Source organism: Amycolatopsis sp. cmx-11-12, assembly GCF_046269425.1.
Lineage (GTDB): Bacteria > Actinomycetota > Actinomycetes > Mycobacteriales > Pseudonocardiaceae > Amycolatopsis.
Genome location: NZ_JADNQM010000038.1, coordinates 1 through 12,099, shown reverse-complemented (window position 1 = coordinate 12,099; position 12,099 = coordinate 1). Strand labels below are relative to the sequence as shown.

Sequence of the window (12,099 nt, the reverse complement as noted above, 5' to 3'; positions counted from 1 at the left end):
TGGGGACGGTAGGGCGGGCCGCCCGGCCGCGTCGATGGACGCGGGGTTGAACTTTTCGCGTGACTGTGGACACTGCGTCCATGCCGCTGACTGTCGCCGACCTGCTCGCCCTGCGCGCGCTCCGCCTGACCCTGGTCGCCGGGGAGGGCGGCCGGGACCGGGTGATCGAGGCCGCGCACGTCTCGGAGCTGGCCCGCCCCGGTGAGTGGCTGCACGGCGGGGAACTGCTGATGACGGCCGGTGTGGTGCTGCCGACGGACCGGCGGTCCTGCCGGGGATTCGTGCGGGACGTCGTCGAGGGCGGCGCGGCGGCGCTGGCGTTCGGCGTCGGCCACGGCCAGCCACACCGGGAGCCGCCCGGTGAGCTGGTGGCCGCCGCCGAGGCCGCCGGGCTGCCGCTGCTCGTGGTGCCGGACGAGGTGCCGTTCATCGCGGTCACCAAGGCGGTTTTCGCCGCGCTGGCCGCCGAGGACCGGCGCGCACTGGAGCACACCGTCGACGTGCAACGCAGGCTGACCGTCGCCGCGACCTCGGGCGGTGGCCTGAACGCGATCCTCAAGGTGTGGCTGCACTCGACCGGTCGCGCCGCCGTGGTGACCGACCTGCTCGGCCGCGAACTGGTCGCCGTCGGCGAATCCGCGCCCGCCCTGCTCGCCGCCGGGCGCACGGTGCTGGACGAGGTCGGCGGCCGCGGTCTGCTGGGCAGCGCGTCGGTCGCGGTGAACGGGCTGACCGTTGCCGTGCAACCGATCGGTGCCCGGCGGCTGCGCGGGCACGTGCTGCTCGCCCGGCCGCCCCAACCGCAGCCGGGCACGCTGGACGCCGCGCTGGTGTCGCTGCTGACGCTGGAACTGGAACGCAGGCATCTGGCCGACGAACCGCGACGGCGAGCCGGTGCGGAGGCGCTGGCCCGGCTGCTGGACGGGCTGCCCGACGACCGGGCCGAGTCGCTGCTGACCACGTTCGGGCTGGCCTCTCCCTCGGTGCGCGGCCTGGCGGTGGTGGCTGGGGTAGGGGAAGCGGACGACCTGGCGGCCGATCTCGCTCTCGTGCTGCCCGGTGGTCTCGTGCGGTGGTCCGAGGACACCGTGGAGGCGCTGGTCGTGGACGAGGTGGACGTGACCGCGCTGCTCGACCGGTTCGCACCGGAGCGCCCGGCGGGCGTCGGCGCGGCACTGCGGCCGGGCTCGGCGGCCGTCTCGCTGCGGCAGGCGCGGGCGCTGCTGGCCACCAGCGCGCGCCTTGGCCGTCCCGCCGAGGCCGGGGAGCACAGCACCAGCAGGCTGCTGCTCACCCTGGGGCCACCGGAGCTGCTGGCGTCGTTCGCCGACACCGTGCTGGCGCCTGTCGACGCCGCCGACCAGAGGGGGCAGCTGCTGGCCACGTTGCGGGCGTGGCTGGACGCCAACTCCGCCTGGGACGTCACGGCGCAGCGCCTCGGCGTGCACCGGCACACCGTGCGCAACCGCATCGACCGGATCGAGCATCTCACCGGCCGGACGCTGGCGACCGCGTCCGCGCGCTACGAGCTGTGGCTCGCGCTGGAGGCCAGGGACGCGCTCGCCTACGCCGAGACCGGCCGGGATTCGTCACCGCGTCCACAGTGATCGACTGAATTGGACTTCGTGTCCATCGACCGGTGCGGGGCGGCGCACGTACGTTGCCGTGCACGCTGACAGAAGGCAGGTGTTCGATGGTTTCTCCGGAAGTCGATGTCGTCATCGTGGGCGCTGGATTCGCCGGGCTGACGGCCGCACGCGATCTCGGCGCGGCCGGGCGGACGGTGCGCGTGCTGGAAGCGCGCGACCGGATCGGCGGCCGCACCTGGTACCGGACCGACCTGTTCGACGGGGTCGGGCTGGAGATGGGCGGCACGTGGATCGTCCCGGAGCAGACCTTCGTCACCGAGGAGGTCCGCCGCTACGGGATCGCGGTCAGCGACAGCGAACTGCCCGCCCGGATGACCTGGTCCGACCGTGGCCGCGTACTGGAGTCGCTGCTGCCGGTGCCGCCCGCCGAACTGGAGGACCTGGAACAGGCGGTCCGCGCCCTGATCGCCGCGGGCGCGCGGCTCGACGTGGACCGCCCACTGGCCGGACAGGGCCTTGCCGATCTCGACGTGCCGATCCGCCAGTGGGCCGACGAGGCCGGTTTGAAGGGCAACGCGCGGGAACTGCTGATCTCCTGGTTCTGCGGATGCGGCAACGCCTCGGCCGACACCGGCTCCGCCCTGGACGTGCTGCGCTGGCTCGCCGCCATGGGCAACTCCGTCTGGGGCATGGTCCGGGCCAGCGTGCTCGGCCGGACCTTCGACGACGGCACCGCCTCACTCGCCACGGCACTGGCGGAGGACGGCGGCACGGACATCCGGCTGAGCACGCCCGTGCGGTGGGTGCGCCAGGAAGCGGACCACGTGGTCGTCGGCCACGATGGCGGCACGGTCACGGCACGGCGGGTGCTGATCACCGTCCCCATCGGCGTGCAGCGGCACATCGAGTTCACCCCCGCGCTGTCCGCGGCGAAACTGGCCATCTCCACCGAGAACCATGCCGGTCAGGGGCAGAAGGTGTGGGCGCTGGCCCGCAACGTGCCGGAGGACCTGAGCGGGTACGGCTGGGGTACCGCGTTCGACTACGTCGGCGCGATGTACACCGTGCCCGAGGGCGTGGTGCTGGTGTGCTTCGCACCCGAGCACGACCGGGTGGACGGACACGACGTGGCGGACGTGCAGCGGGCGGTGCGCGAGTTCGCGCCCGAGGCCGAAGTCGTCGCCGCGACCACATACGAATGGGTGGACGACGAATGGTCGCGCGGCACCTGGACGACGTTCCGGGCCGGGCAGATCTCCCGCTACGAACAGGATCTCGCCGTGCCGGAGGGCATGGTGCACTTCGCCGGCGCGCACACCGCCCAGCGGTGGCCGGGCTTCATCGACGGCGCGATCGACAGCGGCCGCCGCGCCGCCGCCGAACTGCTGGCGGTGCTGTGATGACCGCGGCGCGGGCCGGACCGGCCCACGAGAACCGGCCGCGCCCTTGACTGTCCACAAGGGACACTTTCTGGCGGCTATTGACGGTAAGGCAAAGGTGTCATGTTCGGTGACCGGTCCCGATCCCGGACCGCGACCCTCACCGTGTGGATTTTGGGACGTCAGATGACCCAAAATCCACACAGTCCCGCACGAAAGTCCCTGTGACCGCCGGGATCTGGAGGGGGTGTGTGGAAATAGGGACACTCAACGTCCCTATTTCCACACACCTCTCACCCGGCGTCACCTTTGCCCTACCCCGGATCTCCCACCTATCCTTCACGAGCCCAGAACCCCAGGAACCGGCCACATCGCAAGTGATCAGTTCCGGGCAGCCTCATCGGAGAGCGCTCCCGCCAACCGGGGTGGAAGCGTCCCGCAGGGCCGATTCGGGCAGCTCCCCCGTCAGCGCGAAGTCCACTCGCCGCGCCACGGAGACGACCTGGTCGGCGAACCGCTCGTAGAACCGCGCCAGCAGCGCCACCGAAATGGCGGGCGCGACACCGTGGGTCCAAGCCGGGTCGGTGACTTCGGTCATCAGTTCCTCGTAAAGCGCGTCGACGCGCTGATCGGACCGGGCCAGCGAGTGGAACACCTCGGCAGGCGACCCTTCGATCGCCGCGCCGAGGTCTTCCGCCATCGAGCAGACGAGCCCGGCCATCTCAGAGAATCGCCCGGAGAGCACCTCGGGGACGGCGAACTTCGGCGCCCGGGCGGCTTGTTCGGCGATGTGCTGGGCGAGGTCGCCCATCCGCTCCAGCCGGTCAGCTCAGTACACCGCCGCCAGTACGGTCCGCAGATCTCCCGCCACCGGCGCCTGCAAGGCGAGCAGCTTCTGCGCGGTCTCCTCGCACTCGGTCCGTGCCGCGTTCATCCACGCCTCGACGGTCGCCAGTTCGGTGGCGGCCGCGAGGTCGCGGTCGAGAAAGACCCGGTTGGCCAGGCGTAGCTCGTCGCACGCCATGCCGCACATATCCGACAACCGGTCGCCGAGGATACTCAGTTGTCCCTGGAATCGTTCCCTCATACCAAGGCCTTCGCCGGTTCGAGGATGTACGTCGCGTAGGCGGCCCGGATCACCGGCTGGGCGACGTTCCGCACCGGGACACCGCCCGGACTCACACCCTGTTCGCTGCCGTAGTGCGCGTGCCCGTGCACCGCGAGGGCGACCTGGGCGTCGTCGATCGGCTCGCACAGCAGATAGGACCCGAGGAACGGGTGTATCTCGGGCGGTTCACCGTGCAGCGTCCCGGGGATCGGCGAGTAATGCGTCAGCGCGACGATCACGTCGGCGCCCTCGTGTTCGAGCCCTTCCAGCGCGGTCCGCAGCCGCTTGGCCGCCGCCATGGTGTGTTCGACGAAGTCCTTCATTTCGCGTTCGCCGAAGCGGCTCGCGCATTTGCCCGCGAACCCGCCGCCGAAACCCTTCACCCCGGCGACGCCGAGTGTGCCGCCGTCGAGTTTCACCGTGGTGGCGGAGCCCTCCAGGACGGTGATCCCGCTTTCCTCCAGCAAACCGCTGACCGCTTCGGCCGCGTCGGAGTGGTAGTCGTGGTTGCCCAGCACCGAAACCACCGGGACGTCGAGCCCGGCGAACTCGTCGGCCACCACCCTGGCCTCCTCGACGGTGCCGTGCCGGGTGAGGTCACCGGCGAGCAGCAGGACGTCGGCGTGTTCGGCGATGTTGTCCAGTACCGGCCGCAGCAGGCCCCGGTTGTCCTCCCCGAGGTGGACGTCCCCGACCGCGGCGACCCGGATCACCGGATCTCCTCGGCCCGCGCAGGCTCGCGCACATCGGCGAGCCGGACGTCGTTGTGCACCAGTTCGGCCGCGATGTGTTCGCAGATGACGGCCTCGAGGTCGGCCTTGCGGTTCGCGCACGCCACCTCGCCGCTGAGCCGGACCTGGTCGCCGCGCACGGTGACGTGCACGCCGAGTTCGGCGGTCCTCGGGTCCTCCGCCAGCGCCTTGGTCAGCCTGGCGACCAGGTACTGGGGTGCTTCCGCGGGCATCGGGAGCTCCTTCCCGTCGATGATGGACAGTGCCGCGAGCAGGGTCAGGAACGACCACGCGTACGGCGATTCGGAAGTCTCTTCAGCCACCCGGTGCCAGTCGACCTGCTCGCGGAGATCGCGGGCGATCCGCAGCAGGGGCGCGAAATCGCACCGATGCGGGCTGAGCACGAGAACCTTGTCGACGAGCAGGTCCGTCCCGTTGAGCACCGGCGCCGCGGTCGCCCCGACACGCATCAGCGACGCGCGGTCCAGCATTTCGTCGGTCACCGGGCGGTGATTCGGCCGGAAGATCAGGTCGACAAGGCAGTCACCGTCGTAGACCTTGGTGAGCCAGTCCTCGGGCGGGTGCACGCGTCTCAGCCCCGCGGCTACCAGGGCTTCCGCCGCCTCGGGAACGTCTTCGTGTTTGAGGAAGATGTCGACGTCGTGGTCGGACGGCGGGCCACCTCTCGCGTAGACGGCGAGGCCGCCCGCGACGGCGAACCGCACCGACGTACCGTCCAAAGTGGTCACCACCTTGGTCAGGGTGTGCAGTAGTTCCGTTTCGTTCACGGTCGCTCCGCCATGGGTACGGTTACCCGCTGCCGCGCAGGCTTAATCGGGCATTTGCGACGCGGTCAGCCACCCGAACTATTCTCGAACGCACGAGGAGGTGGTGGTGAAGTGACGGACGAGCAGCTCATCGTCGAATTCGCGCTGACCCGCCTGGACCATCCCGGCCTCGACCTCGAAGAAGTAGCCACGCTGACCGTCCGGCGTCTTGGTGAAGACCGGATGCTGGACTTCGCCGGGCTCACCCTCGCCAGCCGCGGCGAATTGCGCGGGGCCGTGTTCCCCGCCGCCGTCGAACACGTACTCCGGGTCGTCCTGACGTTGCGCGGTCCCGACGACTAGCAAGGCCTAGGCTTCTTGCCGTGGGGTTGAGGGTGACGGTGCTGGGACCGGTGCGGGTCTTCGGCGACGACGGCGAACAGGTCGATACCGGCGGCGCGAAGCCGCGCATGCTGCTGGCCAGGCTCGCGCTGTCGGCGGGCGAGACGGTGTCACCCGGTGCGCTCATCGCGGACATCTGGGGAACGGACTCGCCGTCGGCCACCACGAACACCTTGCACGCGCTGGTGCACCGGCTGCGCAGGGCGCTGCCGGAACCGGAAGTCGTGGAGTCGCCGGCCGGGGGTTACCGGCTCGCCCTGCCCGCGGACAGCGTGGACGCGCACCGGTTCGAAGTCTTGACGGCGCGTGGCAGGCGCGAACTCCTGGCCGACGCTCCCGAACAGGCGACCGCGACGCTCGGGGACGCGCTCGCGTTGTGGCACGGTGACGCGTTCGCGGACATACTCGCGGCTCCGTACGCCGGAATCGCCGGTGCGCGCCTCGAGGAATTGCGAGCGGCCGCACTTGAAGACCGCTTCGAAGCGGAACTGCGGCTGGGCAGGCACTCCGGGGTACTGCCCGATCTGGAGGCGGCGTGCGCCGGGCGACCTTTGCGGGAACGCCTGGCCGCGTTGCGCATGCGCGCGCTTTCGGCGGCGGGCCGCCAGTCCGAGGCGCTCGCCGCGTACGAGGACATCCGGGGCAGGCTCGCCGTCGAACTCGGTGTCGATCCTTCCGCTGTGGTGCGGCAGGCCCACCTCGCCGTGCTGCGCGGAGAGGTGGATCGGACGACGGCCCGCTCCGGGCCCACGCCGGGCAGGCTGCCGTCCCGGCTGACGTCGTTCGTCGGCCGCGGCGGTGATTCGACGTTACTCGCGGACCTGATGGAGACTTCCCGTCTGGTCACCGTCGCCGGTACCGGCGGTGTCGGCAAGACCCGGCTGGCCTTGGAAGTGGCGTCCCGGCATCCCGCGTACGAAAGCGGCAGGCTGTGGCTCGTCCCGCTGGCCGGCGTCGAGAAGCCGGAAGGGGTCGCCGACGCGGTCCTCGGCGCGCTCAGCGGCGCCCGTCTCACCGCCGGCGCCACCGAGCCGCTGGATCGGGCGGCCATCCTGCTCGGCGGGGATGACGCCGTGCTGGTCTTGGACAATTGCGAGCACCTCGTCGCCGAAGTCGCGCGCGTCGCCCAGTACCTGCTCGAAACCCGGCCGCGGCTGACCGTCCTGGCCACCAGCAGGGAGCCGTTGGACGTCCTGGGCGAAGCGCTCTGCCGCCTCGACCCGCTCGACCTTCCCGCCGAGCACACCGATCCCGGCGAATCGGCCGCGGTGCGGCTGTTCACCGACCGCGCGGCCGCCGTTCAACCCGGCTTCGCCCTCACAGAGTCCACAGTGGACTCGGTGGTGGAGGTGGTTCGCCGCCTCGACGGCTTGCCGCTCGCTCTGGAACTAGCCGCGGCACGGTTGCGTTCGATGACCGTCGGCCAGGTCGCGCGGCATCTCGACGACCGGTTCCGCTTGCTCTCCACCGGGAACCGGGCGGCCCTTCCCCGCCAGCGCACCCTGCGCGCGGTGATCGAGTGGAGCTGGGACCTGCTGAGCGATCGCGAACGGACAGTGGCGCGCCGATTGGCCTTCTTCCCGGCCACCGCCACCTTCGAGGCGATCGAAGCGGTTTGCTCGGACACCCTCTACGTGCTCGACTCGCTCGTCGGCAAGTCGCTCGTGGAGCGGGGCGAGAACGGCTACCGAATGCTGGAGAGCATCCGCGCCTTCGCCGCCGAGGAGCTTTCCCGAGCGGGCGAACGGGACATGATCCAAGACCGCTATCTCCGCCACTTCGCCGCGCTGGCCGCCGAACACGAAGCTCTCGCACGGTCTCACTCCCAACACTCCTCACTGGCGGTCGTCGCGGCCGAGTACGACAACCTGGTGTTCGCGCTGAGGGTGGCGCTCGATGGCCGGGACGCGGACGCCGTGGTGCGGCTGCTCGGACTGCTGCACTGGTATTGGTACGCGGTGCGCTACGACGCCCGGACGGAGTCGTTGATCGCCGAGGCGCTCACACTGGGTGACGCGCTCCCCCGCGACGCCCGTGCCACCTTCGCCGCGATCGACGCCCTGATCGGCGAGAACGCGCCGTGCACCGATCCGGACCGGATGCGTGCCCTTGTCGCCGGATGTTCGGAGACCGGCGCCTTCGAGCGGTATCCGTTTCTGCTGCTGGTGACACTGCCCCTTGCCCAGCAGATGGGTCTCGACGACCTGGTCGCGGCAGAGATGGCCAGGGCGCGAAACGGTTCCGACGCCTGGGCCTGGGCCTGCGTGTCCTTGCTGGAAGCCACCGCGGCCGGGAATCGAGGCGACTGGGCGAACTCGGCCGCCGCACGCGGGCGAGCAGCGGCCGAGTTCGCCGAAACCGGTGACCGGCTGTGGACGGCCGTGTCGACGGCCCTCCTGGCCGAGGTCCACCTCGTCCGCGGTGACCACGACGCGGCGATCGCCGCACTGGAACACTCCGTCGGTTTGTCCGCCGGGTCCGGCTCGCAGGACCAGGTCGCCCACCTGGTCGGGCTGGCCGCGGTACGGATGCGCGCCGGCGACCTCGACGGCGCCGGACGGGACATCGACGCAGCCGAAGACCTGACACGGGCCCTCGGCCTGCGATACATGGAGTTCGAAATCCGCCTTGGCCGCGCCGAGATCCACCGGCGCTCCGGCGAATTCCGACGGTCGGAGCGGGAACTCGACGAGCTGGCCGCGCTGGCGCGACGGCTGAGGCTGCCGGAGGTGGAGACCGTCCTGGCACCGGCCAGGTTCGCTCTCCGCCTCACGACCGGGGACGCGGACGGCGCCCGCGAACTGCTGCCTGCCGCGATCGCCGCGGCGCAGGCCAACAGAGCCTCCGCCCCGGCCGCCCAACAGCTGGCGCGGCTGCTGTTCCTCGAAGACGACCCGGTCGGCGCGGCGACGGCGCTCGGCCTGAGCCAGGCGATTCGCGGAGCCTTCGACCATGGCGATCCGGAGCTGCGCGACCTGGTCGCCGAACTCGTTCGACGGCTCGGCGAACGCGGTTACGACAACGCGTTCCGGGCGGGTGCGCAGCTCACCTGGCACGACGCGACCACCCGGCTGGCAGCGCACTCAGCCCCTGTCAGCGTCTTGTAAGCCGGTTGTCATCACCGACGGTCACCGTTGGGGCCTACGACAACCAGCTGAGAGGAATCGGCATGACAAACGTCGAGAGCACGGGACGCCCGAAGGTACGCGAGGCCATGGACCGCGCGGTGAGGGAGCTGGGCGCGCCCAGCGTCGTCGTCCAGATCCAGGACGGCGACGGCACGTGGTACGGCTCCACCGGGCAGGCCGACACGGCGACCGGCGCCCAGCGGGTGCCCGGCGAGCACCTGCACACCGGCAGCATCTCCAAAGCGTTCACCGCGGCAACCGTGCTCCAGCTCGAGGCCGAGGGGTTGCTGGACATCGACGACACCGTCGAGCACTGGCTGCCGGGAACGATGGACGGGAGTGCCTACGACGGCACCAAGATCACCGTCCGGCAGCTGCTGTCCAACACCAGCGGCCTCTTTGCCACGGGCATGGCGAAGGAGGTGCAGCGCCGATACAACGTCCGGTCCGCTTTCGACGAGCACCGCTTCGAAGTCTTCGAGCCCGCAGCCGTACTGGAACTCGCCGTGTCGGAGCCTCCGGCGTACCAGCCGGGAGAAGCCTTCTGGTACTCGAACGGCGGATTCGGCTTCGCCGCGGCGATCGTCGAGAAGGCCACTGGAAGCAGCTTCGAGTCCGAAGTGGACCGGACGCTGGTGCAACCTTTGGGGCTGAAGCACACATTCGCGCGTAACCGCGAGGAAACCGGGTACCGGGGACGCCATCCCCGGGCTTACTCGAAAGTCTTCCTCAGGGAAGGGATCCGCCCGGACGAGGTCACCCCGGAGAACTGGCTCTCGATGCTGGAAGACCCGGCACTGCCGCCCTTCGATGTCACGGAGGTCAACACTTCGGCCGGGTGGGGCGCGGCCAACGTGGTGTCGACGCTCGACGAGCTGCTCGTGTTCTTCACCGCGATGCTCAAAGGCAGCCTGCTGCCACCCGCGCAGCACGAGAAGATGTGGACCACGGTCTCCACCGAAGGCGCACACTGGCTCGCGAACACCCGCTACGGCCTGGGGTTGTACGAACTGACCCTGTCCAACGGCATGACGCTGCGCGGCGGCACCGGGCAAAGCTATGGCACGTGCACCTTCGTGATGGGTACTCCCGACGGTTCCCACACGCTGGCCGTCCACACCAACAACGACTGGGCGACTTTCCCGCTGCTCGACGGCATCATCGAAGCGGAGTTCGGCGCTTCCGGCTTCGCGCTGAAACTCTGACCGTCCACTCGGTGGCCCTTGCCCGGACCGGACAAGGGCCACCGAGTGGCAGAACCCGCGCGGGAGGAGGCCACCGTTGTCCAGCACGCCCTGTCAGCCGCCCCGGCGGATCGGCCTGCTCTATCTTGCGGCGAGGACGATTTCCTCGCGCTGGCAAGGCAACTGGCCCCGGAGCCGGCGGTGGACTTCGCGTACGTCCCTGGGCTTTGCTCCAGCTGTAGCTTCACGCGCGGTCTGAAAGGCGCGCGTGAGCAGACTCGAGTGCTCGGCGGCCGACTCGGTGTTCCCGCGAGCAGCACCTCTCTGGCCTTCCTCACCGCTCTCACTCACCTGGGCATCGATCGCGTCGCACTGGCGTCGGTCTACCACCGCGACCCGACGGCGAGCTTCGTAGACTTCCTTACCGAGGCAGGCGTCACCACCGTTCATTCGGTTTCCGCGGACGCGCCGTCGGATCGCGCGCTGACCGCCTGGTCCGGCGACCGGATCGCCGAACTCACGGCCGCGGCCGACCACGCTGAAGCGGAAGCCGTGCTCGTCCCAGAAACCGCGCTCCACACGACCCCGCTGCTCGACGACCTCGAACTCAGCCTCGGCAAACCCGTGCTTACGGCGACCGCGGTCACGCTCTGGGACGCTTTGCGCGCTCTGGCCACACGGCCTGTCCGGCCAGGGCTCGGCACACTGTTCGGCTCTCGTAGGGCGCGGGGGTCGTGAGTGGCGATTCGGGTTATCGAGGGGTACGGCAAAGGTGGCGTCGAGTAGGGGGTGTGTGGAAATAGGGACGGTAAGCACCGATCCACCGACAACGATTCCGCTGGTGGAAGGACCGACAACCACGCAGCCGGCAACACTGAGTTCGTGAGCGGTCCGGAGAGCGATGGCCGAATTTCGGCAACGGGTCCAGAACGGTGACGGAGAACAGACCACACCTCACCGATCCAGCGACGACGGTTCCACTGGCAGAACGACCGACAACCCGCGGAACTGGCGGCACCGGGTCCTTGCGTGACGCGGAAGAACGCGTGGCCGATTTTCGGCAACGAGGTGGGCGGCGACACTTGCCCGAACCCCGGCCTGAGTCGCAGGAACAAAAACCGACAACGATTCCTCTGGTGGAAGGACCGACAACCACGCAGCCGGCAACACTGAGTTCGTGAGCGGTCCGGAGAGCGATGGCCGAATTTCGGCAACGGGCCCAGAACGGTGACGGAGAACAGACCACACCTCACCGATCCAGCGACGACGGTTCCACTGGCAGAACGACCGACAACCCGCGGAACTGGCGGCACCGGGTCTTTGCGTGACGCGGAAGAACGCGTGGCCGATTTCCGGCAACGAGGAGGGCGGCGACACTTGCCCGAACCCCGGCCTGACTCGCATGGGACAAAACCGGTAGCCGTTTTCCGGTAATGGGGTTCAGAACGGTGGTGGTTCGTCGGTGAGAGGTGTTCGCTCGCGGGGTTCGTGAAGAGGCGGTGGTGTGCTGTCGTAGGTCTGTCCGGTCGGGGTGGTGACGGTGAGGGTGCCGTCGGGGGCGAGCTGGTAGGTCCAGCCGGGTTCGTCTTTCAGCCGGTGGTCGCGGCGGCAGAAGCTGACGAGGTCGTCGGCGTTGGTGTGGCCGCCGTGTTGCCAGGGCACCGAATGGTCGAGGTCGCAGGCTTGGGCGGGGCGGTGGCAGATGGGTCGGCCCTGGGCGCGCCGCCCGAGTTTCCTCGGGTGCGTTTCCCAGAGGCCGCCCGCCGAACCCGCCGTGCGACTCTCGCCGCAACGGGCTCTCCATGTAGTTA

11 protein-coding genes are annotated in these 12,099 nt (G+C 69.8%); 6 read left to right on the top strand and 5 right to left on the bottom strand.

Annotated features, from left to right (window positions below; all coding sequences use genetic code 11):
• Positions 1-80: 80 nt before the first annotated feature.
• Both ACLARN_RS35845 and ACLARN_RS35840 read left to right on the top strand, forming a co-directional pair.
• On the top strand, positions 81-1,607 hold the full coding sequence (locus tag ACLARN_RS35845) for a PucR family transcriptional regulator (protein ID WP_409495914.1): 1,527 nt from the start codon (positions 81-83) through the stop codon (positions 1,605-1,607).
• An 86-nt stretch (positions 1,608-1,693) separates the two neighbouring features.
• Positions 1,694-2,989 (top strand): flavin monoamine oxidase family protein, encoded by a 1,296-nt coding sequence (locus tag ACLARN_RS35840; protein ID WP_409495913.1) that lies wholly within the window; start codon positions 1,694-1,696, stop codon positions 2,987-2,989.
• A gap of 376 nt (positions 2,990-3,365) precedes the next feature.
• Here the strand turns inward: ACLARN_RS35840 and ACLARN_RS35835 are convergent, their stop codons facing one another.
• The 4 genes from ACLARN_RS35835 to ACLARN_RS35820 are packed head-to-tail and all read right to left on the bottom strand — an operon-like array spanning position 3,366 to position 5,595.
• Positions 3,366-3,779: a phosphate signaling complex PhoU family protein gene (locus tag ACLARN_RS35835; protein ID WP_409495912.1), complete on the bottom strand. Its 414-nt coding sequence runs from the start codon at positions 3,777-3,779 to the stop codon at positions 3,366-3,368.
• 18 nt (positions 3,780-3,797) lie between these two features.
• Positions 3,798-4,055, bottom strand: a complete 258-nt coding sequence (locus tag ACLARN_RS35830; RefSeq protein ID WP_409495911.1) for a PhoU domain-containing protein — start codon at positions 4,053-4,055, stop codon at positions 3,798-3,800.
• Positions 4,052-4,789, bottom strand: a complete 738-nt coding sequence (locus ACLARN_RS35825) for a metallophosphoesterase (protein ID WP_409495910.1) — start codon at positions 4,787-4,789, stop codon at positions 4,052-4,054. The genes ACLARN_RS35830 and ACLARN_RS35825 overlap by 4 nt, the downstream gene beginning before the upstream one ends.
• Positions 4,786-5,595, bottom strand: coding sequence for a hypothetical protein (locus ACLARN_RS35820; RefSeq protein ID WP_409495909.1), 810 nt, complete (start codon positions 5,593-5,595; stop codon positions 4,786-4,788). The genes ACLARN_RS35825 and ACLARN_RS35820 overlap by 4 nt, the downstream gene beginning before the upstream one ends.
• Before the next feature lie 111 nt (positions 5,596-5,706).
• On the opposite strand from ACLARN_RS35820, the gene ACLARN_RS35815 reads away from it, so the two are divergent.
• From ACLARN_RS35815 to ACLARN_RS35800, 4 genes are all read left to right on the top strand, one after another.
• Positions 5,707-5,937 carry a hypothetical protein gene (locus ACLARN_RS35815; protein ID WP_409495908.1) on the top strand — a complete coding sequence of 77 codons (231 nt, stop codon included), beginning with the start codon at positions 5,707-5,709 and terminating at the stop codon, positions 5,935-5,937.
• Between the two features lie 20 nt (positions 5,938-5,957).
• Positions 5,958-9,083 carry a BTAD domain-containing putative transcriptional regulator gene (locus ACLARN_RS35810; protein WP_409495907.1) on the top strand — a complete coding sequence of 1,042 codons (3,126 nt, stop codon included), beginning with the start codon at positions 5,958-5,960 and terminating at the stop codon, positions 9,081-9,083.
• 62 nt (positions 9,084-9,145) lie between these two features.
• Positions 9,146-10,309, top strand: coding sequence for a serine hydrolase domain-containing protein (locus ACLARN_RS35805; protein ID WP_409495906.1), 1,164 nt, complete (start codon positions 9,146-9,148; stop codon positions 10,307-10,309).
• A gap of 45 nt (positions 10,310-10,354) precedes the next feature.
• A complete protein-coding gene (locus ACLARN_RS35800; RefSeq protein ID WP_409495905.1) occupies positions 10,355-11,026 on the top strand; it encodes a decarboxylase in 672 nt (223 codons plus the stop codon).
• A gap of 702 nt (positions 11,027-11,728) precedes the next feature.
• On the opposite strand, the gene ACLARN_RS35795 is transcribed toward ACLARN_RS35800, so the two are convergent.
• On the bottom strand, positions 11,729-12,099 hold a 371-nt coding region (locus tag ACLARN_RS35795), incomplete at its 5' end, for an HNH endonuclease signature motif containing protein (protein WP_409495904.1).